This is a genomic window from Collinsella sp. AF18-8LB, assembly GCF_003459795.1.
Lineage (GTDB): Bacteria > Actinomycetota > Coriobacteriia > Coriobacteriales > Coriobacteriaceae > Collinsella.
Genome location: NZ_QRWU01000006.1, coordinates 75,045 through 98,368, shown reverse-complemented (window position 1 = coordinate 98,368; position 23,324 = coordinate 75,045). Strand labels below are relative to the sequence as shown.

At 60.8% G+C, this 23,324-nt stretch carries 16 protein-coding genes; 3 read left to right on the top strand and 13 right to left on the bottom strand.

What is annotated here, in order from left to right:
- The first annotated feature begins 25 nt into the window (after positions 1-25).
- Positions 26-865: a sulfide/dihydroorotate dehydrogenase-like FAD/NAD-binding protein gene (locus tag DWX25_RS07175; RefSeq protein WP_006235793.1), complete on the top strand. Its 840-nt coding sequence runs from the start codon at positions 26-28 to the stop codon at positions 863-865.
- Positions 856-2,265 (top strand): NADPH-dependent glutamate synthase, encoded by a 1,410-nt coding sequence (gltA, locus tag DWX25_RS07170; protein WP_117734771.1) that lies wholly within the window; start codon positions 856-858, stop codon positions 2,263-2,265. The genes DWX25_RS07175 and gltA overlap by 10 nt, the downstream gene beginning before the upstream one ends.
- Positions 2,266-2,497: 232 nt before the next feature.
- Here the strand turns inward: gltA and DWX25_RS07165 are convergent, their stop codons facing one another.
- A complete protein-coding gene (locus tag DWX25_RS07165) occupies positions 2,498-9,130 on the bottom strand; it encodes a leucine-rich repeat protein (protein WP_117798830.1) in 6,633 nt (2,210 codons plus the stop codon).
- Positions 9,131-9,303: 173 nt separating this feature from the next.
- Positions 9,304-11,301: an LPXTG cell wall anchor domain-containing protein gene (locus DWX25_RS07160; protein ID WP_117798829.1), complete on the bottom strand. Its 1,998-nt coding sequence runs from the start codon at positions 11,299-11,301 to the stop codon at positions 9,304-9,306.
- A 226-nt stretch (positions 11,302-11,527) separates the two neighbouring features.
- Here DWX25_RS07160 and DWX25_RS07155 point away from each other — a divergent pair, with 226 nt between their 5' ends.
- Positions 11,528-12,931 (top strand): helix-turn-helix transcriptional regulator, encoded by a 1,404-nt coding sequence (locus DWX25_RS07155; RefSeq protein WP_117798828.1) that lies wholly within the window; start codon positions 11,528-11,530, stop codon positions 12,929-12,931.
- A gap of 51 nt (positions 12,932-12,982) precedes the next feature.
- Here the strand turns inward: DWX25_RS07155 and DWX25_RS07150 are convergent, their stop codons facing one another.
- The 11 genes from DWX25_RS07150 to purF form a co-directional block, all read right to left on the bottom strand.
- The gene (locus DWX25_RS07150) at positions 12,983-13,606 is read right to left on the bottom strand and encodes an AAA family ATPase (RefSeq protein ID WP_055251542.1); all 624 of its coding nucleotides are present in this window, start codon (positions 13,604-13,606) and stop codon (positions 12,983-12,985) included.
- Positions 13,607-13,777: 171 nt separating this feature from the next.
- Entirely contained in the window at positions 13,778-14,416 is a 639-nt protein-coding gene (locus DWX25_RS07145) for an amino acid ABC transporter permease (protein ID WP_055285379.1), read from the bottom strand.
- A gap of 3 nt (positions 14,417-14,419) precedes the next feature.
- Complete coding sequence (locus DWX25_RS07140) at positions 14,420-15,166, bottom strand: amino acid ABC transporter permease (protein ID WP_117743673.1); 747 nt, start codon at positions 15,164-15,166, stop codon at positions 14,420-14,422.
- A gap of 25 nt (positions 15,167-15,191) precedes the next feature.
- Positions 15,192-16,067 (bottom strand): transporter substrate-binding domain-containing protein, encoded by an 876-nt coding sequence (locus DWX25_RS07135; protein WP_117763273.1) that lies wholly within the window; start codon positions 16,065-16,067, stop codon positions 15,192-15,194.
- A gap of 8 nt (positions 16,068-16,075) precedes the next feature.
- The gene (locus DWX25_RS07130; protein WP_055251548.1) at positions 16,076-16,807 is read right to left on the bottom strand and encodes an amino acid ABC transporter ATP-binding protein; all 732 of its coding nucleotides are present in this window, start codon (positions 16,805-16,807) and stop codon (positions 16,076-16,078) included.
- 416 nt (positions 16,808-17,223) lie between these two features.
- Positions 17,224-17,667 carry a GatB/YqeY domain-containing protein gene (locus DWX25_RS07125; RefSeq protein ID WP_006235801.1) on the bottom strand — a complete coding sequence of 148 codons (444 nt, stop codon included), beginning with the start codon at positions 17,665-17,667 and terminating at the stop codon, positions 17,224-17,226.
- Between the two features lie 54 nt (positions 17,668-17,721).
- Positions 17,722-18,942 carry a peptidylprolyl isomerase gene (locus tag DWX25_RS07120; protein WP_117798827.1) on the bottom strand — a complete coding sequence of 407 codons (1,221 nt, stop codon included), beginning with the start codon at positions 18,940-18,942 and terminating at the stop codon, positions 17,722-17,724.
- 135 nt (positions 18,943-19,077) lie between these two features.
- The gene (locus DWX25_RS07115) at positions 19,078-19,539 is read right to left on the bottom strand and encodes a PTS sugar transporter subunit IIA (protein ID WP_117798826.1); all 462 of its coding nucleotides are present in this window, start codon (positions 19,537-19,539) and stop codon (positions 19,078-19,080) included.
- Between the two features lie 155 nt (positions 19,540-19,694).
- Complete coding sequence (gene purN / locus DWX25_RS07110; RefSeq protein WP_117798825.1) at positions 19,695-20,396, bottom strand: phosphoribosylglycinamide formyltransferase; 702 nt, start codon at positions 20,394-20,396, stop codon at positions 19,695-19,697.
- Positions 20,386-21,489, bottom strand: coding sequence for a phosphoribosylformylglycinamidine cyclo-ligase (gene purM, locus DWX25_RS07105; protein WP_117798824.1), 1,104 nt, complete (start codon positions 21,487-21,489; stop codon positions 20,386-20,388). Before purM ends, purN begins: the two co-directional genes overlap by 11 nt.
- A 157-nt stretch (positions 21,490-21,646) precedes the next feature.
- Complete coding sequence (purF, locus tag DWX25_RS07100) at positions 21,647-23,317, bottom strand: amidophosphoribosyltransferase (RefSeq protein WP_117734783.1); 1,671 nt, start codon at positions 23,315-23,317, stop codon at positions 21,647-21,649.
- Positions 23,318-23,324: the final 7 nt, after the last annotated feature.

Here is a 23,324-nt window from a genome sequence, read left to right as displayed (position 1 = left end):
GTCGCCCTAACAAGAGAGGGGTTCTATGTATAAGATCCTGGAGAAGACGCAGTTCTCGGAGAAGGTGTTCAAGTTCCGCATCGAGGCGCCCGCAATCGCCAAGCATGCGCATGCTGGACAGTTCCTCATGGTTCGCGCCAACGAGACGGGCGAGCGCGTCCCGTTCACCCTGGCCGGCTGGAACGGTGACGAGGGCTGGGTCGAGTTCATCTTCATGGTGATCGGCAAGACCACCGAGATGCTTTCCACCTACGAGGCCGGCGAGTCGCTGCGCGACGTCGTGGGCCCGCTGGGCGTTCCCACCGAGATGGCCGAGGGCCCCTGCGCCGTCATTGGCGGCGGCGTCGGCCTAGCAATTGCCTTCCCGGTCGCCAAGCACCTGGTCGAGACCGGTCACGAGGTGCACGCAATCATGGGCGCCCGCACCAAGGACCTCCTGCTCATGGAGGACCAGTTCCGCGAGCTCCTCGACGAGGACCACATCCACATCACCACCGACGACGGCTCCTATGGCGAGCAGGGCGTTGTCACCGCTCCGCTGGAGCGCCTGCTGCAGGACAAGGCCGTGAGCCAGGTCTTCTGCGTCGGCCCCGTTCCGATGATGAAGTTCTCGACCCTCACCGCCCAGAAGTACGACACCCCCATCACCGCGTCGCTCAACCCCATCATGGTTGACGGCACCGGTATGTGCGGCTGCTGCCGCGTCGAGGTGGGCGGCGTGACCAAGTTCGCTTGCGTCGACGGCCCCGACTTCGATGCCACCCTGGTCGACTGGGATGACCTTCGTGCCCGCCAGGCCGCTTACCGTTCCGAAGAGGGCGAGTCCCTCAAGGCCTATGAGGAAAAGAGCTGCGCATGCCACTAGTTAACGGTCGTTTCGTTGCCGATATGAAGTCGCCCCGCACCCCCGATAACGAGGAGCCGGCTGCCGAGCGCGCCTGCGACTTCCGCCCCGTCGACAAGGGCTTCACCGAGGAGATGGCGCTGGCCGAGGCCGAGCGCTGCCTCAACTGCAAGAAGCCGTTCTGCGTTGAGGGCTGCCCCGTCAACATCAACATCCCCCGCTTTATCGAGCAGATCCGCGAGAAGGACTTCGGCGGCGCCCTCGATACCATCCGCGAGGACTCCATGCTTCCCGCCATCTGCGGCCGCGTCTGCCCGCAGGAGAACCAGTGCGAGGGCAAGTGCATCCGTGGCAAGAAGTCCGAGCCCGTGGCCATCGGCCAGCTCGAGCGCTTCCTGGGTGACCGCCCCGAGCTCGCCTCCACGCCCAAGATGGCCCCCAAGAACGGCAAGAAGGTCGCCGTCGTGGGCTCCGGCCCGTCCGGCATCACCTGCGCCGGCGAGCTCGCCCGCAACGGCTTTGACGTCACCGTCTTTGAGGCATTCTTTACCGGCGGCGGCGTGCTGGTCTACGGCATCCCCGAGTTCCGTCTGCCCAAGGCGGTCGTCAAGCGCGAAATTGACGGCCTGGAGGACATGGGCGTTAAGTTTGAGTACAACTCCGTCGTGGGCAACATGGCCACGGCCGAGGAGCTGTTCGAGCAGGGCTTCGACGCCATCTACGTGGCGACCGGCGCGGGACTCCCCAAGTTCCTCAACGTCCCCGGCGAGAACCTGCCCAACGTCTTCTTCGCTAACGAGTACCTCACCCGCGTGAACCTGATGAAGGCCAACAAGTTCCCCGAGTACGACACCCCCACCAAGCACGGCAAGAACGTCGTCGTCTTTGGTGGCGGCAACGTGGCTATGGACGCCGTCCGTACCGCCAAGCGCCTGGGCGCCGAGCACGCCATCATCGCCTACCGCCGTACCGAGGATGAGATGCCCTGCCGTCGCGCCGAGCTGCACCATGCTAAGGCCGAGGGCGTCGAGGTTCTGCCGCTCGTTTCCCCGCTCGAGTTTGTCGCTGGCGAGGACGGCTCCGTGTGCGCCGTCAAGGTCCAGAAGATGGAGCTCGGCGAGCCCGACGAGTCCGGCCGCCGTCGTCCGGTTGCCATCGAGGGTGCCATCGAGGAGATCCCCTGCGACGTCGCGATCTCGGCTATCGGCACCAACGCCAACCCCTTCGCTGCCAAGATCGGCGGCAAGATGGAGCTCAACAAGTGGGGCTACATCGTCGCTGACGAGGAGACCGGCCAGACCACCGATCCCCGCATTTGGGCCGGCGGCGACATCGTCACCGGTGCCGCTACGGTCATTCTGGCGATGGGCGCCGGCAAGAAGGCCGCCGCTTCCATCACCAAGAGCCTGCTGGGCGAGTAATCACCTACAGCGCTAGCCATGAAACGGCAAAGTCCCCGTCGAGCACACGCCCGGCGGGGACTTTTTTGTGCCGGCCGTCCAAACCACCACAAAGGGGACAGGCACCTTTGTGGTGGTTTTGAACTCGCCTGGTCGTTTCGTCTCAATCTGTAACACCTTGAGTCCAAATATCTGGCTTGGTGTTACAGATTGAGATTTTGTAAAAGCCGAGAATGGGCGCCGCCACCAAAACCTAGCGCTTGCGGCGCTTGGTCACGGCGACGCCGGCCGCGGCAACGGTTGCGCCGGCGATGCCCAGGGCGGCGACCGTCATCGCGGCGGAGTCACCCGTGCTGGCAAGCTCCGTGCCGCCGGATTTCTTGCCGTTTTCGCCCTTACCCTTGGACTTGTCCGTCGTCACTGTGGTCGTCGTCGAAGTCGAACCACCCGCAGGAGCCCCGGTACCGCCAGAGCCATCCGCACCGCCACCCTGCTCGCCACCGCCAGGCGTCGGCTTGGGTTCCGGCTTGGGCTCGGGCTCCGGCTTGGGATCGGGCGTCGGCTCAGGCACCGTCTCATCGGTCACCGTAATCGTAATGTTCAGACGCTCGGAATACTCGCTGTACGACATGCCGGGGCGTTGTGCCGCAATGCGCACATACATGTTGCTATCGAGCGCAATAGGCTCGATGTACTTTACGCGGCCTTCGTCACGGCAGGGGCAGGTGTCGTTGGTGGTGTACCAAATGGTCGCGTTATCCTCCGCCGAAAGCTCCAGCTTCGTACCCTTGGGCACCGTAATGTAATTCTCCTTGGGCGACCACGAGCCAAACGTCGTCGCACCAATCGTCGCCGCCGGTCGCGCCGGTCGCACGGCCTCGGCAGACACGCGCACGTCAACCTGCTTGGACAGAGCCGTGCCATCCACCGCCGCCGTCAACGTCGTCAAACCGGGCAGAGCACCATGCAGCACAAACGTCGCCGCGCCGTCCTCGCCCGTCACGGCCTGGGTGGCATCGACAGAGCAGATAGCCGAGGACTCCAGCCCAACACTAACCTTGGCGCCCGCAAACGGCTTGCCCGCCTTATCGGTCACATATGCCACCAGCTTAAAGTCGCCGCCCTCAAGCATGGTCACAGCTTGTTCCACGTTGAGCTTGAGCCTGTCGGCACGAACGCCCACGGCAAGCTCCCCGCTTGCCCAGCGCGACATGGCCGTGCCGGCATAGTTCCGAACGCCATCAAGCTCAAACGCCACCGTCGAGCCCGCCTCACGCGCATCGGCATAGCGAATGCGCAGCACGCGCGACAACGGCTTGCCATTGGGATCGTCCTGCTTGTCGAGCCACGTATACGTCACGTCGCCCAAGCCCTGCGCGCACAATGCGACCAGGGCATCGTCGCTCGCATCCATATACTGCGCAAACTCAACCTCGATGCAATCGGTATAGGCATGGGCCGAAGCCACCTCGGGCGCCGCCGTCGACACCAAACCAATGTTCACCTCAGTCTGAATCGGCGGCACGCGCAGCCAAGCGGAGCACGCCTCCTCATACCCGTCCTTGGTCACGCGCACCTGATACCAGCCGGCCGGCGTATTCCAGTTGTACGCACCGTCCGCACCCGTTGCAAGCGGATTGTCCTGCTCATACTCCTCGGCATCCCAACGCGTGGCATTGGTGCCGGCGGCATCGTCGGCGCTCCACAGCTCAACCGTTGCACCCTCGACCGTATTGGACAGCAGGCCCTCATACACCACGCCCGCAGGATCAGGTGCGGCCTTGGCGGCCACATGGCGGTAACGTGCCTCAAAGATCGACTGCATCTTCTCGTCCGAGATCAAGCCGTCCTTGTTGGCGTTATAGACCTCGGCATCGGTCAGCTCACCCCAGTTGACCGTAATACGATTCTGGCACGCGCGCTCCACCTGCTCACAGGCGACATCGTAGGCGCACTCGGCATTGATTAACTTAATCGCGCGCTCCGAGCCCACACTCGTCGAAGCCGCATCATAGGCAGCGCCCACCACGATACCCGCCGAACCGGCCGTCAGCACGCCGGCGATTGTCATAATGGAGCCCACTGCCACATCGGTGCTGTCGTGGCAGAGCTGGCGATACAGCAGATCCTCAAACGCACGCGCCTTCTCCATGGCGTCACGCAGCGCGTAAATGCACTTCCAGTCGTCCTCGGTCTTCTCGGGCTTGGCAAGCAAGCGCATATGCTGAAGCTCATAGCCTTCGCGCTCGCCCTTCATCTTCTGCATACGGACGTTCACGTTCTCCCAGTTCTTGCTGGCATCGTTCACGCCGTAAATGCCGGTAAAGATGCCGATGCCCTGGGTCGCCGAGGGAAACGCCTGGCCAGCCGCCTTCCACGCATCGGTCTTAAAGACCTGTCCGAACATCTCGCACTCGATCTTATAGCTCTTGAGCGAACGGATCGTGCGGATGAGCTTCATATGGGCGCTCACGTCGCCGTTGAGCTTCCAGGCCATGAGCCATCCGCGCACCTTGGAGTTGTTGAGGCTATGGACCACATTCCAGTTGTCGTACAGGTTGTCCAGAATGTCGCACTGCATGGCAATCGAGTTAAACAGAAGCGCCTGGTTCTTGTTGTTATTGGAGTTCTCGATAAATTCCGACTCTATATAGGCCGTCTGCTCGCCATCGGGCGCGGCGACCTTAAAGCCCTTGACGGTATCGTCATCAGCCGCCTTGTAGCTCAGCGAGCTGCCGAGCGCCTGGCCCAAATCGTTAAACCCGCTCGTCGACTGCCCGTTGTACTCGCTGGCCTTAATGCCCGCACACTTGTTGAGCGCCGCAGCGGTTGCGTCATTCCAGCTTCCGTATTGGTTGAGCTGGCCGATACCCATCGACTGGCCTACCAGATCCTCGGCCTGCTGGGCAATAAACTCCGCTCGCGACGCATGGTCGACGAGCTCCTTGATGGCGGCCGCATCCGCAGCGTTCGCGCCCTGGGCCGCTGCAAGTTCCTGGTACCAATCCTCGCCGGTGCCGTACGCGTCCTCAAAGATCATCTTGTCCACGTTGACGCCATAGCTGTCGCCCTGCTTGGTCAGCAGCGCCGACGAGCCGCCAACCGCAGCCTTGAGCTCGGCCGCAAACTGCGCGGCCTCGTCGTTGCCAGCATCATCACCCTCGCCGTCGCTGGCGGCAGGGGCACGGCGGGCCTTGCGAGCAGTTCCACCTTGGGCTTCGTCCTCTTTACCGTCCTTGTCCTCCTCGGCAAACGCATCGGCGACCATCTGGTCAATCGCGTCGTTAAAGGCCTCGTCGACATCATTAAACGAGTTATCCATCATATACTCGTGCCACTGCTGTACGGCATTCGAGAACTCCTGTTGGCGCTCCTCGGCCGCGGCGGAATGCTTTTTGGCCGAAGCGTTGGCATCAAAACTCAGCATGGCCATAAGCTGAGCATTGGAGATGCGGTAGGTCTGCGGCATAAAGATCTGCTCAAAGTTTCCGCAGTTCACATAGGTTGAGTCATTCGTCTTGTTAAACTCGTCGAGCAGCTTAAGGTAACCCTCGTCCACATACTCCGCCACATAGCGCACACGGGTGCCCTCGCGCGACTTTTGAGTCAGAGGAATCGTCACCGTCTTGCCATCCACGCAGTCCACGTACAGGTCGAGCGTGTCGGCGGCCTCTTCGTTTCCCACCTCGAGCGTGATGTCAAAGGTCCAGTAGGCGTTCTTCTTTTGTGGCAGATGATGGAAGGTCCACAGGCTCTTGCCGGTGTCCTTGCCGTCCTTGACCAGGCTTTGCGTACCGCCACGATACGTCACATCAAAGTTCCAGACCGAAGCGCCCGGAACATAGCGCACATAATTGCGAGCCGTCACATCGGCGGCAGCCGCGGCAACGTCGGTCGAACCCACACGTGCCTCGAGCATCACGCGCTCGGCGGCAAGCGTATCCTGCGGCAGGTCGTATTCAATCTTGGCACGGCCGAGTTTATTGGTCTTGCCGGTGTACTTTGCAGCCAACGAGCCCGTCCCCACGGTGAGCTGCACGCTCTTGCCCGGCGCCGCATAGATGTAGGCCACGTTGCCCAGCAGGCTGTGAACGTCGGTGCTGTCGACCTCGATGCGCGAGGCGTTGACCTCGAGCGTCGTGCTCCCCAGCGGCAATGTCACCTCGCCCAGTGTAATAAGCGGCGAGATGGCATAGATACCCGCGGCCTTAGGCTTAAAGCGCACAAACACATCGGCGCGCTTGCCCTTCCTCATATCGAGAACGAGGTTGTCGCCTTCCCATGTCGCATCAGTCCACCAGGTATTGGTGCTATCGTCGGCTTCACGAAATCCGGCGGACACGTCCTCGACCGCGTCCTTGGCCAGCGGAATCTCAATCTTGGCAGCCTGGCTGTCCTTGAGCTCGTAATGAATGCGCAGCTCGGTCTCCACGCCAACGACCGCGGACGAATCAGCGATAACCGAGCCCGCCGCCAGCCCGCGCTCGGCACGATAGGTCTCCACGTCAAACGTCGGCAAGCCGAGCGTCACGTCGAGCTGCTTGCCGTCCTCGATCTTCACCTGTTTTTGCGCGATATGCTTACCCACGGTCAGTCCCAGGCGGCTAAACGTGGAATAGCTCGTCGCTTGGATGTCGTAGCTCGTCTTGTTAAAGGCGACGATGGTGTACGAACCGGCCTTAAGGCGCGGCGTCTCGGCCTTCATGATAGGCGTGGTGCCATCGCCTTCGTAACCCATCAGATAGGTGACACCGTCGGCAACTAGCTTGCCGTCGGACGTACGGAACACCAGCACGCGGTTGGCGCCCTGGTAGTCGCCCTTGGTCGTAACCGTCGCCGTGCCCCAGGGCTTCAAGTCGATATCGACCTTGCCGGCCGAAGGCTTCACCGTCGCCGTCGCCCCACCCAGCCTGAGGCTGTCCTTGGGCTCGAGCGTTATCTCCAGATCCTGGTCCGCGTCGGCAATGGCCTGCGACACCACGAGCGCTGTGCCCTGGATACGGAAGTCGTTTTCCTTGTCACCCTTGGCAGGCTTAAGCGTCTTGCCGCCGCTCTTCACCGTCAGATCGATGTTATCGAGACTATCGAGCTCAATGCGTTCGGTCTTATCCTGGCCCACAATCGGTTCAAGATAGCCCACGTTGAGCTCAATCGCGCGCGAGGCCGGAATCTTGGTAAAGTCCTCCGCCTTAATCTCTCCGATATTCCATGTGCCCGTCATCTGGTCGCCCGGGCGCGCCAGCACCATGTCATAGTAACCGCTGAGCGAAATGCGCAGGGTGGCTGCTGTCTTGGAGAGAGCGTCCGCTGTAAAGCTGCCGTCATCGCCAACCACCAGCGGCGTGGACTGCCCCGCCTGCACGAGTGTAGCCGTCGCACTCTGGGGAAGTTTGCCCGTCACCTGGGCCGCCTCACCCATCCACTCAAACGTGTAGGCAGGCTTCGAGGAATCGACGGAGTCCTTGCGATCGGCCACGGCATCGGCAAGCTTTTTGACCATCGAGGGGTTGCCAGCCGAATCGGTCGCATAGGCATAGATGGTCTGGCCTTCACTAAAGGGAATCGCATACGTTACGCCATCGATTGTCACGCGCTCATTATAGTCGCCCGAATAGCCCGCCTCACCAAACTGAAGATCGGGGTTCATCACGCGCAGGGCAACGGCATTATGGTTCGTCTCGTTTCCGTATCTCGTGTTCTCAAAAGCTCCCCACTCTATCATTTCCACGCTTTTGGGTAGCACAATCTCTTTGCCGGCAATCGCAGGATCAAGAGAGGCGAACGCGTGCGCTCCGATATATTTAACGCCGTCGCCGATCGTCACCGACGACACATGCGAGCACCCGTCAAAGGCATAGCGCTCAATCCGCTCCACCGTGCCCGGCACGTTGATCTGGGTAAAGGTGAGTACCGTTGTGTCCGAGACATAGAACTGTGGCACGCCGCAATTGGCGAAGGCACGATAGTCGATAGTCTTAACCGAAGGCGGCAGCGTTGCCACCACCTTGTCGTCAAGTTGTTCGCAGCCCTCAAAGGCCTGCTCGGGAATCGTGGTAAAGGCCGCGTTGTTGGGCCAGGTCACCGTCTGGAGCGTCTTGCTTCCGGTAAACGCATTCCAGCCCAGCTCCTCGACCGAATCGGGCAGTGCGATTTCCTTGATGCTGCTGCCGCCCAAACCGCCCACAGAGCGGATATGCGAATCGGGGGCAAACGTAATTGATGTGAGCGCAGCGCTTCCCATACCCGTAAGGCTTACGACATGCTTGCCGTCGATGGTCGAGGGTACCTCCAACGTGGTAATGCCCGCGTCGCCATACTCGATAGAAATTTCGTTGGTGAGGCTATCGATCGAGAAGTAGTACTGCGCGGGGGTCTGCTCGCCGGCCACGTGGCCATCATCGTCTTCACCTTTTACGCCCGTGGCGCCCTTCGAGGTTGCCCAGAGTTCAAGTTCCTCGTTCCAGGTTGCCTCGGCACCGGAAGCCTCCTCTTGCTTCTGCTGCTCGGCGAGTTCCTTGCCCTCGACAAGATCGGTGGCGAGCGTACCCGCAGGTGTGCTCTCGGTCTGTCCGGCGCCCGTCAGGCCCGCCGCCGATGCAATCTCGGAGGCCGGGGGCGTAGGGGCGTCACCGGTATCGAGCACTGTGGGGTCGGCAGCGCCGGCATCGGGCATGGGGCCGGCGGAAGCAGAGTCTGACGTTTGGACGTCAGCCGAATCGGCGGAAGCGGCGTCGCCTGCTTGGCCGTTATCCGTCTGTACAAAAGTGCCGTCGGTGTTGAGGGCCTCGGCAAACGCGCCCGCGGGCAACGAACCCGTCACCATGGTGAGGGTCACAGCGACAACGGTCAGGCGGCAACAAAGCGCTCGAACAGTGGTCCACCTCATGGTCGTTCCTTTCCTGAAAACCAAAAGTCATCCAGCGTAATCGTCGTCCAAAAACAAAGCGAACGGTAGGTTCATATATACGAACCTACCGTTCTACCTGCGCAAACCACCACAAAGGGGACAGGCACCTTTGTGGTGGTTGGGGTTATTCATCCGTCGTGGCGGAGCGCAACCTAACGCTTGCGACGCTTGGTCGCAGCAACACCGGCAGCGGCAACGGTTGCGCCGGCGATGCCCAGGGCGGCGACCGTTATCGCGGTGGTGTCTCCCGTGGTAGCCAGGACAGCATCGCTCTTCTTGGCCGGCGTGGCTTTCTCAACCGTCTTGGTCGTGGTGGTTTTCGTGGCCGGCTTGGCCGCTGGTTTGGTCTCGGGCTTCACTTCGGGCTTAGCCTCGGGCTTAACCTCAGGCTGCGGTGTCGGCTTGGGATCCGGCGTAGGCTGCGGATCGGGAGTCGGCGTGGCCTCGGGCGTAAACGTTAGATCGGTGTTGAGCCACAGGGTGTAGATCCAGCCGCTCTCGGGATCAACTACACTCGCTTCGCCCATCTGGTAGCCGCACTCCTGGCCGTTGATCACCAGCTTGGTGTCGGGCGTGAAGTAGAAGCCGCGCGCGGGCTTGAGGTAGATGCCGTAGCGATAGGTCACGCCGGGTTTAAAGGCGTCGATGTGATTGGTGATGTGCTGGTCCCAAAACTCAACGGAATTCACCTCACTGCCGTCGCTACCCGTCCAGTACTCACACTGAGGAAGGGAGTTGGAGCCCGTCGGAACATTCGCCGTAAAGACCGGCTTATCGCCTGCCTTGAAGGTGGTCGTGGCGCCGTTGATCTCGATAACGTCGATGGCACGCCATTCGTCAATCGGCTGCTCGCACAGCATATTGTCAGCATCGGGCGCGAAGACGCCGTTGACGGTCTTGATGTGGTGCGCCCAATGACCGTTGACGTACATCATGCAGTCATCGGCCACGGTATTGTCGCCCTTGAGCCTCAGCTCAACGGAGTACATGTAGAACTTGCCCTCTTCGAAGTGTTCGATCCTCCTCGCGCCCGTCGGATACTTGGCAGGATCGGAATGCCAGAAGGCAACGGGTACCGACTCCCCGGATTCCATGTCGAGCTCCATCTCCTCCCAGCACTCATACGCGATCTCATACTTGTCGGCATCGGCGGCGGGGATCGTCGCGGTCGCGCGGGGCACCTCGCCGGGCGCGTAGTCGGTCTTTACGTCGTTGACGTCCAGGTTATGAAGGGCTTCGTTTTCCGATGCAACAAGCGTAATTTCGCTATTGATGGCATAGCGGAGGTAATAGTCGTACCTGGTTTCGTTGAGGATAGTCGAGCTGCCTTCATAGTCAGTTCCGGTATACTCCAGTGCCGCGCCAATATAGAGAGCCTCATTGCGCGTGAGTCGATACGAGCCGCCCGCCGCGCCACCCGTAAAGGTCAGCGTCAGCCTCATGTGATTGCCAACGGGTTCGAAGCGAGCCGTCACGTCGGACATGGACGCATCCTGAACTTCGACCAGAGTGCCCGAAGCGGCATCGGCCCTGTAGTACTTAACCTCGACGACTTCGCTCGCAAGCGTTTCTGGAATGCCACCTTCTACATCGGGAAAATCATCATAGGTATACGGCTGGCCCTTTTCGAGTGTGACATCGCACGGAAGCACGCAGTCCGTGTAGCGGGGAACCACGGTCGTATTGACCCTAACGTCGCTGCCGCCAACAACATCGGTCACACCGCAGGGCATGATGGCGTTGCTCGCCGGCATGGCGGCGTTGTCGTCGCCAGAAGCGTTTTGCCCAGCGAGCGCAGCACCGCTAGACTCATTGGCGGCATCGGCTGGGATTGTCTGCTGAGGCTCAACGGTGGCTTGCGCCGCCGGAGCAGCATCGGTTGCAGGCGCGGTCGAAGCAGCTGGTGCGGTCGTTGCAGCCGTATCCTCCGCAACCGTCGGCATCACCGGAGCCGCGGCAACCTCATCCGTCCCAGCGGCGAGATCGGCGCATTCCGTCGCCAGCGCCACGCTCGGCAGCAGCAACTGACCGACCATAAGCGCACACGCGCCGGCACAAGCGATTTTGGCACCTACACAACGCCAGGTACCATGAACCAACGAGCAGGTGCGCTCGCGCTGAGTTTGCTTATCAAAGCGGCTTCCGTACATAACGGCCTCCTTGGTCGCAGGGGCATACCACCACAAAGGTGCCTGTCCCCTTTGTGGTGGTCCTGTACCACCAAGATGCGCCAAATGACTCCGTACGCCTAGGTTCATAGATGCGAACCTAGGCCTCTACCTGCGGTTTAATTCAATATGATTTCACCATCGCCACACTCGTCCCAGGAACGCTACAATCGAGGACACGATTATTCGTCCATCCAAAGGACCGTTCTTGAACCTGAGTAAGCCTAAAATCAACGCGCTTCTGGCACTTGCGCTCTTTACCTTTGTCTTTCTTGCCGCCGAGTTTCGATTCGACATTAATGTCGGGCTGCTCGCCGGTGCCGAGCGTGTTGTGATTGCGCAGGGCTTCATCCTCGGCGCCAGCGTGATCGGCTTTATCGGATATGCGCCGCTGCTCGGGCTCGCACAGCGCAAAAGCCGGCCTCAGGCAGTTGTCAGCGCCGCCGTCCCCATCGCCATCTTGGGGTTGACTCAGATTCAGTCCCCCACGAGCCCGCTTGCGCTCGAGATTCTGGGATGCCTCGCATTCCTCGGACTCGGCCTACTGGGCGGCGCGGCACACCATGCCTTCGCAACGACATTCCAAGACGATCCCAAGCTCGCCACCGGTGCGGGAGCAGCCTATGCCGCGGGCATCCTGATGCAGTTCGCCATCAACCTGCTCAATTGCGGCGGCATCGCAGAGCTCATCGTCCTTGGCACAGCGACGATCGCTATCTCCGCCCTCAGCGTCGTTCCCCAAAAGGCTGCTGAGAGCTCCAGCCCCGCCATCAATCCCTTTGTTGAGCCATCGCACGCCCTTGCCAAGCAGGCGTGTTGGAGCATCGCGCTCGTCATGATTCTGGCCTGTCTGTTCTCTACTCTCGATAACGTGGTCACGTTCTCCAACGCCCACGGCACCATCGCCGTGCAGACCTGGCCGCGCCTCTTTTTGGCAGCGAGCGGTCTTGCCGCCGGTCTTATCTTTGATCTTGCCGAGCGTCGCTACATGGGACTCGTCATGTTCGGCGTCACGGTACTCTCCACCATTTCGATCTTAGCCGTCGAAGCAGGAGCCGATCCCAACCTGGGCCTCATTGTCTTTTACCTGAGCTCGGGCTTTTTTGTCACGTTCTTTACCGCCACGTTTACTCAGCTGGCACCGCGCATGCACGTGCCCGCCTTCTGGGCCGGCATGGGCCGTGCAGCCAATAACGTGTGCGCGTTCACCACGTCGGGCGTCTCGCTTGCGCTTGTGACCTCTGGCAACGTCGCCCTCATCATGATTGGCGCGGTCGTGCTTCTCGTCGCCGCCTGCGCGGCATTCGTTGCCGCGGGCCTATTCCGCCTGCCCCAAACCGAGCAGGAGCGCGAACATCAACAGCTTGCCGAGGAGGCGCTGGCAGCACCGAGTATCGAGGAGCAGCGTCAGGTCTTCATCACCGATCACGCTCTCACCCCACGCGAAGTTGACGTGCTGGTGGCTGTGACCCAAGATGAGCGCCCGCTCAAACAGGTCGCCGAGGAGCTTGGTATCTCGATGCGCATGGTACAGCGCCACCTGAGCTCCATTTATCAAAAGACCGACACGCAGACGCGCGCCGGTCTCACCAAGGCCTTTCCCTCGGCCTAAAACAAAAACCACCACAAAGGTGCCTGTCCCCTTTGTGGTGGTTTTGGTCGGCTAGCCTTCGAGCTGGGCCACTTTGTAGCGGTAGGCCGCCGCGATGACGTCTTTGCAGCCCTCGCGACCCAGCTTGGCGCGATTGACGACGATGTCTTTACCGCTCGTCATCTTCCACTTTCCGGCGCTATAGCGCTTATAGAACGCCTCGCGCGCCTTCTGCTGCTGTTTGACCAGCTTGGCGCCCTTCTTTTTGTTAAGGCCACGCTTCTTGCGCACAATCTCGACGCGGTCCTCAAAGGGTGCGGTCACCAACACGGCAATGTGGTTGGGGTTGTTGCGCAGCAGGTAATCGGACAGACGGCCTTCGATAATGCAGCTCTCGGTCTCGCCCAGATCCAAAATCACCTGGCTCATCTTTTGGAACAATTTATCCGAGTACGAACGCGCATCGTAGCGGTCGGGCAGAAACGCCATGTTCTCAACGGCCAGACGCTCGTCATAGGCGGCCATCTTATCGAGCGACTCGCCCGCGCGCAGCGATGCGCGCACCAGCAGCTCGTTATCGTACAGCGGAATCCCCAACTCATCGGCAAGCATGCGGCCAATCTCGTGGCCCTCGGCGCCAAAGTCGCGCGCGATGGTAATGACCACAGGATTCTTCTTGTTCTCCAGATCGCTCATCGCGATTCCTTTCTAACAAATGAGAAAAAGGCAGTCTCTGTTTCCCATTTTGTCACTTACGCCGGTCCTGGTTTCCCAAGTGCGGCAGATTGCCCCGAAAGAGGAGCGCCGCGTACTAAATGTACGCAAGCGACGATTGAGGGGCAAGGTGCCGTGCTTGGGGAAGCAGGACTATGCGGCCACGATACGACGTTGATATGCCCTCACCAGCAACGAGATACCAAAGTTGAGCACAAAGTACATCGCAAACACCAGGCCGTAGAGCATAAGCACCTGCGACAGGTCGATCGCATGGGCCATCACGACGTTTGCCGTGTACATGAGCTCGGCCACGTTAATGCCCGAAAGATACGAGCTGTCCTTGATGACGGTCGTGCACTGGCTGAACAGCGCCGGAATGATCGTCTTAAACGTCTGCGGCAGAATGATGTAGCGCATGGTGGCAAAAAAGCCAAAACCCTGGCTCTGCGCTGCCTCAAACTGGCCGCGCGGAATCGAGTTGAGGCCGCCGCGCACAATCTCGGCCATAACAGCGCTGGTAAACAGCGTAAAGGCTATGGTCGAGATCACAATGTCCAAACCCTGCACCGTAAAGTAGATAAACAGAATCCACAGCAGGTTCGGCGTACAACGGAACAGCTCGATATAGGCGCTCACCAAAATACGGAACGGGCGAGGCGCATAGCTTTTAACGAGCGCTAGCACCGTGCCAAAGATGAGCGAGAAAAAGATCGACAGCGCCGAGATCTCGATGGTCTTAACAAAGCCGCCCCAAATGTAGAGCAGGTTGGTCGCGTTGAAGATTTCCATGCGCTAGGCCTCCTCTACGTTGTCGAGCCCCAGCTCGGCCAGGCTCACGCCGCGCGGACGCTCCTTGGAGCGGCGCTCGAGCCACTGCACCAGCATGGCGAGCGGAAAGCAGATGATGAAGTACATAAGGCAGCAGACGATGTATCCCTGCAGGTAACCGTACAGACTCACAAAGTTGTCGGAACGGTACATAAGGTCGCCACCGGCTACGAGCGCCAGCACCGACGTGTTCTTGACCAAGTTGAGCGCCTGATTACACAGCGGCGGCAGGATGATCTTGAACGTCTGGGGCAGCACGATGTACCAGTAAGCCTGCGCGCGGGTGAAGCCCTGGCTCTGGGCCGCCTCCATCTGACCGCGCGGAACGGCCTCGATGCCGGTGCGGATGACCTCCGAGATGTAGGCCGCGTGGTACAGGCCCACACCCAAGAAGCCCAGCACAAACGGCGCGATGCGCACCGGCTGGTCGGCGCCGGTTATGGCCTGCAAAAACTGCGGGCCGGCCATGTACATAAAGAGTACCTGCACGGGCAGCGGAGTGTTCTGGTAAAACTCCACGTACACGCGGCTGATGGCACGCAGCACGCGCGAACGGGTGGTCGAGAACACGCCCAGCAGCGTGCCCAGCGCCAGCGACAACAGCAGACCGGCAACAACCACCTGCAGCGTCACGCCAAAGCCCTCCCAGAAGGGCCCCATGTTTTGAAATGTCGTCGACCAGCGATCGGCGTCAAACAATCCTTCGAGCATTTGATTCCTTCCTTGGACGATGCGCCTACACAAGACCCCAGGTCTTGACCTCTTGATCGAGCCAGCCGTCGGCCAGGCGATCGCAGACCACCCGATCGACCACGGCCGAAAGGTCGCAGTCCTTCTTGGTCGCCACGCCGTAGCCCTGCTCGCCAAACTTGACCTCGGGCTGCAGCAGCTCGACGGTCTCATTCATATAGCCGGCCAGCGTGGAGCGGTCCATGGCAAAGACGTCGATATTGCCGGCGTCGAGCGAACTCTTGATGATGGGATAGCCACTAAAGGCCCTAAATTCGGGCTCGCAGCTAAAGCCGTTATCCTTGATCATCTGCTCGATCAGGCCCTGTGTGGTGGCACCCTGGCTCACGCCGATGACCTTGCCGTCCAGGTCCTCAATCGAGGAAAAGCCCGAACGCTTCTTGACCATGAGTCCCACGTAGTCGGTGCGATACGGCGTCGAGAAATCCCAGCTCTTCTTGCGCTCGTCGGTGATGGTGTAGGTCGCCGCGACCACATCGAGTTGGCCGTTGTCGATCAGCGGGCCGCGCGTCTTGGGCGTTACGTCGGTAAACTCGACCAACTCCTGGGCGCGGGCCTCCTTGTAGCTCACATCAAAGACGGCGGCGGCAATCTGGTAGCACAAATCGACTTCCATGCCCTCAAAGCGACCCTTGGCGGTGTCGTAATAGCCGTAGCCGGGAACGTCCTTCTTAACGCCGGCATTCAGATGACCGCGCGACTTGATGGCCGCAAGCTTGGAGCCCTTGTCGGAGGCCTCGCCGCTGGTGGAGTTGCCGCAACCGGTGAGCGCGGTCCCCGTCAGCGCGAGCATGCCAGCGCCCGCCAGCTGCAAAAAGTGACGGCGCGACACGGCCGCCCTCGTCATATCCGTCATGTCCATCACCGCGCCTAATGCAGAATCTTGGACAGGAACTCGCGGCAGCGCGGGTTCTCGGGGTTATCGAAGAAGTGCTCGGGCGTGCCCTCCTCCAGGATGCGGCCGTCCTCCATAAAGATGACACGGTCGGCCACCTGGCGCGCAAAGCCCATCTCATGCGTCACGCAGATCATGGTGATGTCCTCCTGCGCGAGCTCAATCATAACGTCGAGCACCTCCTGCACCATCTCGGGGTCGAGCGCCGAGGTCGGCTCGTCAAACAGGATGATGGGCTGCTTGGTGCACAGGGCACGGGCGATGGCGATGCGCTGCTGCTGACCGCCCGAGAGGTTTTGCGGATACTCGCCGGCCTTATGCGCCATGCCGACGCGCTTGAGCGCGGCGATGGCGATCTCGGTCGCCTCCTCCTTGCTCTTCTTTTGCAGCTTGATGGGCGCGAGCGTCAGGTTGCCGAGCACCGTCATGTTGGGATACAGGTTGAACTGCTGAAACACCATGGAGCTGTACTTGCGAGCCATCTCCAGGTGATTCTTCTTGGTGAGCGGCGTACCGTCGATGATGACCTCGCCCGATGTGGGCTCCTCCAGATAGTCGACGCAACGGATGAGCGTCGACTTGCCCGAACCGGAAGGCCCGATCATTACGAGCTTCTCGCCGCGCTTGACGGTGAGGTTGATATCTTTGAGCACATGCAGGTCGCCAAAGTACTTGTTGAGATGCTTGATCTCGATCATGTCTGCCATGAATGCCCCTTCCCTGCGTTTACACGAATTGCATCATTGTACGGAAAGAATCGCGTTTCCGCAGCCCACACTGCACCCCCGTAAAGAACCCGCAATCTTCCACCCACTCGTTGGCACCCATTGGGGACAGACTTAAATGAGTACCTGCTCATTGGGCACTCATTTAAGTCTGTCCCCAATGGGTGCCCCACCAAAAAGGGGCGCGACCATGACGGCCACGCCCCTCAAGACCCGAAAATAATACAACCGCCCTTGTTGAGCATAAGTCAGCGAAAACCCGTACACGCGAGCAAGGTGACGTGAAATGAAAGGGCGCAGACCTTATGGTCGCGCCCTTGAAATTGAACGTCAGATTGCCGTGTGTGCGGGTTTGCAGTGTCGAGTCGTTACGCGGTTTGGTAAAACCGCGTAACGAATTACGCCAATTTCGCTCCGACGATCTTTGCCGCAGCCGGCTTGTCGAAGTTGCCGCCGGTGGCCTTGCCGAGTGCACCCATGACCTGGCCCATCTGCTTCTTGGACGTGGCGCCCAGCTCGGCGATGACCTGCTCGATCAGGGCCTCGAGTTCCTCGCCCGAAACCTGCGCGGGCAGCAGGCTCTCCAGAATCTTGACCTGCTCGGTCAGGTTGTCGGTACGCTCTTGGTCGGTGCCGGCCTTGATGGACATCTCCAGCGTCTCGCTTGTCTGCTTGATCAGACGTTTGATCATGCTGTTGACGTCTTCCTCGGTCACGTCGCGGCGCTCATTGACCTCGATGTTCTTCACCTCAGCCTTAACCTGGCGAATGATGGACAGGCGAACCTTGTCCTTGGCCTTCATGGCCGCGATCATTTCCTTCTGCAGCTCTTCATTGGTCATCTGCAAATCCTCTCTAATAGCGTGGGCGGCACTCGCGCGAGCACCGCCCCATGATTACTCAGTTGTCGACGAATCGTCGGTCGAACTCTTGGTGACGCCCTTCAGGCTGACGTTGTACGGCACGTCCTTGGGCATGGGGTTAACGGTGATGTCGGCATCCTTCTTGTACTGCTCCAGCCACTCGCTATACGCAGTGCTCTCTGCCTGCGTCTTCACCACGTTGGAGACGTACTTTTTGATGGCCTTGGGCACCTGGTTGATGTCATCGACCTGATTATCGACATGGAAGTAGTCGGTGCACTTGATGATGTGATAGCCGTACGTCGACTCGACCACGTCGCTCACATCGCCCTTGTTGAGCCCCTCGAGTGCCGCCTGGTAGCTGTCGACGAAGGTGGTGAGCTTGTCCCAGCCCACGTCACCCTTCTTCTCCTTGGAGCCGGTGTCGTCGGAATACTGCTTCACGGCGTCTTCAAAGCTCAGCTCACCGGAGTTGATCTTGTCCAGGCACTCCTGCGCCTTAGCCTTGGCGGCAGCCTTGTCCTCGTCGGATGCGTCGGAATCGACCTTGATCAGGATGTTCGACGAGCGGCGGGCATCGTTGTAGTTCGACAGATTCTCGTTGATGTAATCGACGATCTCGCTGTCCTTGGGCTTGCTGGTGGGCGCCACGGCATCTTTGAGCTTTTGCTGCGCCAGGCTCTCCTTGAGCGAGCTCTTATAGGTGTCCTCGGTGTAGCCGTAGGTCTTAAGGGTCTTCTTAAAGGCCTTGGCACCGCCCGCGCTCTTGCACGCGTCCTTCCAAACCTTCTCGACCTCCTCGTCCGACACCGTCACGCCGTTCTCCTTCTGTGCCTGTTGAAGCAGAATCTGCTGCGTGTAGGAGTCGATGAGTTGCTTGCGGTACTTCTTGGGCGTGAGGTCGTTGTCGACCAGATACTGCGCCCAGTCCTTGTCCTTGGTGTAGCCGTAGGACGTGCGCATGCTCATGATCTGCTTGGTCACGGTGTCCTCGGTGAGGTTGGTGCCGTTGATAGTGGCAGCCACACCGCCGGTAAGCTTGTAGCCCGAGGTATCCTCTGCTTGCGACATAAGGCCGGAGCACGCCATGGCCGAGACGGAAAGCAGCATCGCCAGCACGCCGATGACCACCAGAACGATCTTGACGGTCTTAGACACGTACGTCTTGCGCTGCTTCTTACGAGAGTTGGAGGCAGCGCGAGCCTGCTGCTCGGGCGTCGGCGCGGCCTCGGAGTTCTTTTTCTTATTTGCCATGTTTGGCCTTTCACATCACGAATCGAACAAACGCCATTGTGTCACAACGCGGCCCCCGCGACAAAGGGGGCAACCCTGGCACTTGGGGACGTTCCTTTTCTGCCGGAAGTTAGGGACTGTCCCCAAGTGCCGGCTTTAAAAGTGGCGGCGGATGGCGTCGACCATGCCTTGAGGTGTGGTCTGGCCGAGCACATCGGCCGCGACATCCGCGTCCATAAAGATGTTCATGAGCGCCTGCAGGGCCTCGACCTGACCGCCCGGCTCGGCAATGCCCAAATTGATGATAACCTGCGCCGGCACGGGGGCACCCATGCCCGCCATAGCATTGAACGTCACGGGCGCAGCCGGCTTCACCACCGCAATGTAGGGCTTAGCCACAAACCCCGGATCGGTATGCGGGATGGCAATGTTGGCCGCCGGCATGGCAAGGCCCGTGGGATAGGCATCCTCGCGCATGCGGACGGCATCGAGCCAACCGGGCGCAGTGTAGCCGCGAGGCGCAAGCTCGTCCTCGAGCCGCGCAAACACCTCATCCGGCGTCGCGCACTCCCAATCAAAAAACACCAGCTCAGGCGTAAACAGCGCTTCGTTTTCCACCGTGCGCTCACCTCTCTCACCTAGTCACCTGCGACGTTCTTAAACGACTAGTCATTCAAGAACGTCGCAGGTGACTACCTAAAACAAAAGGTGGCCACGCGCGCCTTGGCGCCAATGACCACCCTGACCACTCGGCTAAATTGTACTGTGCGCCGCTAGCCGCGAGGCGCGTCAATTGCGACCCTGCCGCTCTCCAGCACGTGAACGCGGCCGTCGGCGAGCATCTGCACGACCTCGGGATACAGCACATGCTCGATCGCGTGGATGTGCTCCTCGAGCGTGTCGACGTCCCAGCCTTCCTCGACAGCCAGCGCACGCTGGGCGATGATGGGACCGTTGTCGTAGATCTCGTTGGCAAAGTGCACGGTCACACCGGTCACCTTGACGCCGCGCGCAAAGGCATCGTCGATCGCATGCGCGCCGGTAAAGCTCGGCAGCAGCGCCGGATGCAGATTTACCACGCGGTTGGGGAACGCCGCCAGCAGGGGCGTGCGGACCATGCGCATGTAGCCAGCCATGACCACATATTCGCAGCCGCGCTCGAGCAGCTCGTGCGCAATGATCTCGTCGGCGGCAATAGGGTCGGCATAGACATCCTTGGAAAGCGTCAGCGTCTGAATGCCCGCACGCTCGGCACGCTGCAGGCCCTTGGCCGAAGGACGGCTCGAGACCACCAGCTCAATCGAAGCATTGAGCTTGCCAGCGGCGATCAGGTCGATCAGCGCCTGCAGGTTGGTACCCGAACCGCTGATGAGCACACCGATCTTGAGCGGCTCGTCCGTATCGGTGCCGGTCGGACGGGCATAGGACACAAAGTCCAGGCCCTCGGCGGCAGCCATCTGCTCGTTAGCGCTCATCGGAGTACACGACCTTACCGGAACCCTCGACGCACTCGCCTACGCGGAACGGCTTCTCGCCCAGCGCGACCAGGGCCTCGGTAACCGCGGCCTCGTCCTCGGGGGCGACGATCAGGCACAGGCCAACGCCCATGTTGAAGGTCTTGCACGCCTCGTTGGGCGCGAGCTCGGCTTGGCGCGACACGTAGGTGATGACGGGCGGAACGTCCCAACCCATCTCAGCGCCGTTGCGGGTGACCACGGCGTCGACGTCGTCGGCGAGCGCGCGGTTGAGGTTCTCGGTAATACCGCCGCCGGTGATGTGGGCAATCGCGTGCACCGGAGCGCCGCCACGCAGCAGCTCAAGAATCGGTTTGACGTAGATGCGCGTGGGAGCGAGCAGGGCGTCAGCGAGCGATGCGCCGCCGAGCTCCTCGAGCGGACGGCTCAGCTCCTCGGCCTTAGCGGCGGCCTCGGGCGTGCCCGGCTTAATGCCGTCGACGCCGATGACCTTGCGCACGAGCGAGTAGCCGTTGGAGTGCACGCCGGTGGAAGGCAGGCCCAGGATCACATCGCCCGGGCGGACGTTTGCGGGGTTGAGCATCTTGGGACGGTCGACGACGCCCACGGTAAAGCCGGCGAGGTCGTAATCGGCGGGGGCCATGACGCCCGGGTGCTCGGCCATCTCGCCGCCCACGAGCGCGCAGCCCGCGAGCTTACAGCCATCGGCCACGCCCTTGATGATCTTTGCCATGTGCTCGGCCTCGATGTGACCGATGGCAACGTAGTCCAGGAAGAACAGCGGCTCGGCGCCCGAAGCCAGAATGTCGTTGGCGCACATAGCGACCAGGTCCTGGCCCACCGTCTCGTGACGGTCCATGATCTGGGCGAGCACGAGCTTGGTGCCCACGCCGTCGGTGCCGCTAATCAGGATCGGGTCTTCCATATCCTTAAGCGCGGCAGCCGAGAACAGGCCACCGAAGCCGCCGATGCCGCCGATAACCTCGGGGCGATTGGTGTCCTTGACCATCTGCTTAATCGCGTCGACGGCGCGGCCGCCCTCGGCGGTATCGACGCCGGCATCCTCATACGTCACATGCTTGCTGTCGCTCATCTGAGCCTTCCTCTCCCATTACCGTGGCGCCGCGCAGGCGCCAAACGGTGCTCATAGTTGCGTTCATTTCGGCGCGCGCCATAACAGCACGCGCCGTCATATCAACAAAACAGCAGGTAAAACCTACCAAAATAAACCTGTCCCTTTTTGGCAGGCTTTAGGCCTCGCCGTGTTCCTCTTCCCAGCTGCGGTCGTCGTATTTCTCGACCACGGCGTCGTCGTCAAAGTGCAGCGGCTTGTCCAGGTTGCGGGGCTTAAAGCCCTCCATAAATTTGTCGCGGCCAAAGCTCTCGGGAATCGCCACGGGATAGCGACCGGTAAAGCATGCATCGCAATAGCCGCCCTTGGGCATGACCTTCAGCAGGCCCTCGACCGAAAGGAAGGCCAGCGAATCGGCGCCGATGTACTCGCAGATCTCATCGACCGTCTTGTTGGCACTGATGAGCTGCGACTGCACGTCGGTATCGATACCGTAGAAGCACGGCCAAATGACCTCGGGCGAGTTGATGCGAATGTGAATCTCCTTGGCGCCGGCGTTACGCAGCATCTTGACGAGCTGCACCATGGTTGTGCCGCGCACGATGGAGTCGTCGATGACGACCAGGCGCTTGCCCTCGATGTTGTCGCGCAGCGGGTTGAGCTTCATGCGCACGCCCATGGCGCGCAGCTCCTGCGTGGGCTCGATAAACGTACGGCCCACATAGCGATTCTTGATGAGGCCCTCGCCAAAGGGAATGCCGCTCTCGTGCGAATACCCCTCCGCGGGCGGCAGGCCGGAGTCGGGCACGCCGATGACCAGATCAGCCTCGACGGGCTCCTCGTGTGCCAGCTGGCGACCCATGTCGTAGCGGCAGGCGTAGACGCTCTTGCCGTTCATGATGGAGTCGGGGCGGGCGAAGTAGACCTGCTCAAAGATGCAGTTGGCAGACTCTTCGGCTGCAGGTACGCCCTGCTCGGATACCAGGCCCTCGGCGCTGATGCGCAAAATCTCACCGGGGCGGACATCACGGACGTACTCGGCACCCACGATGTCGAGCGCACAGGTCTCCGAGGCAACGACCCAGCCGCCAGCGCGCGTGACATGGGTGGTGGCGTCGACCGTCGCGGCGTCGTCTTGCGACGGCAGCTGCGAAACGGATGCGGCATCGGCTTGGTCCAGGCCCTCGTCCACGAGCTTGCCCAGCACCAGCGGGCGAATGCCGTGCGGGTCGCGGAAGGCATAGAGCGCCTGCTCATTGATGAGCGTCATGGCGTAGCCGCCGCGCACGAGTTCCATGGTCTTACGAATGCCCTCGCGCAGATGGCCTGTACGCTGAGTAAAGTAGCCGATGAGCTTGGTCGCGACCTCGGAATCCGAATTGGAGAGGAACGGCACGCCCAGCTCGATCAGCTGGCGGCGCAGCTCGTCGGTGTTGACCAGCGTGCCGTTGTGAGCAAGCGCGATAATGACGCTGTTGATGGTAGAAAGATGCGGCTGAGAGGCTTCCCAGCTCTTGGCACCGGCGGTGCCATAGCGCACGTGGCCCACGGCCAGCTGGCCGGAGAGCGTCGACAGGTCGGCGTTGGAGAACACGCGGTCGAGCAGGCCCAGATCCTTGCGGACCATAACCGTGCCGCCGTCACCCACGGCGATTCCCGCCGATTCCTGGCCACGGTGCTGCAGCGCACGCAGGCCAAAGTACGTCAGTCGAGCCACGTCGCGATCGGGCGCCCATACGCCGAAAATGCCACATTCCTCATGCAGCTGGTCGGAGTCCGGATCATACGTCGACATGGTGTTCACCTGTCCCGCGGCACGCTCGGCCGCGCGGATGGTTTCTTGAGACATGGCATCC

Excerpts from the sequence above, each read along its gene's own strand:
- DWX25_RS07165 (WP_117798830.1), bottom strand. The coding sequence starts at position 9,130 with ATGAGGTGGACCACTGTTCGAGCGCTTTGTTGCCGCCTGACCGTTGTC.
- DWX25_RS07145 (WP_055285379.1), bottom strand. The coding sequence starts at position 14,416 with ATGGAAATCTTCAACGCGACCAACCTGCTCTACATTTGGGGCGGCTTT.
- DWX25_RS07130 (WP_055251548.1), bottom strand. The coding sequence starts at position 16,807 with ATGGCAGACATGATCGAGATCAAGCATCTCAACAAGTACTTTGGCGAC.
- purM (WP_117798824.1), bottom strand. The coding sequence starts at position 21,489 with ATGAGCGACAGCAAGCATGTGACGTATGAGGATGCCGGCGTCGATACC.
- DWX25_RS07125 (WP_006235801.1), bottom strand. The coding sequence starts at position 17,667 with ATGACCAATGAAGAGCTGCAGAAGGAAATGATCGCGGCCATGAAGGCC.
- DWX25_RS07135 (WP_117763273.1), bottom strand. The coding sequence starts at position 16,067 with ATGGACATGACGGATATGACGAGGGCGGCCGTGTCGCGCCGTCACTTT.
- DWX25_RS07150 (WP_055251542.1), bottom strand. The coding sequence starts at position 13,606 with ATGAGCGATCTGGAGAACAAGAAGAATCCTGTGGTCATTACCATCGCG.
- DWX25_RS07120 (WP_117798827.1), bottom strand. The coding sequence starts at position 18,942 with ATGGCAAATAAGAAAAAGAACTCCGAGGCCGCGCCGACGCCCGAGCAG.
- purF (WP_117734783.1), bottom strand. The coding sequence starts at position 23,317 with ATGTCTCAAGAAACCATCCGCGCGGCCGAGCGTGCCGCGGGACAGGTG.
- DWX25_RS07140 (WP_117743673.1), bottom strand. The coding sequence starts at position 15,166 with ATGCTCGAAGGATTGTTTGACGCCGATCGCTGGTCGACGACATTTCAA.
- DWX25_RS07175 (WP_006235793.1), top strand. The coding sequence starts at position 26 with ATGTATAAGATCCTGGAGAAGACGCAGTTCTCGGAGAAGGTGTTCAAG.
- purN (WP_117798825.1), bottom strand. The coding sequence starts at position 20,396 with ATGAGCGCTAACGAGCAGATGGCTGCCGCCGAGGGCCTGGACTTTGTG.
- gltA (WP_117734771.1), top strand. The coding sequence starts at position 856 with ATGCCACTAGTTAACGGTCGTTTCGTTGCCGATATGAAGTCGCCCCGC.
- DWX25_RS07160 (WP_117798829.1), bottom strand. The coding sequence starts at position 11,301 with ATGTACGGAAGCCGCTTTGATAAGCAAACTCAGCGCGAGCGCACCTGC.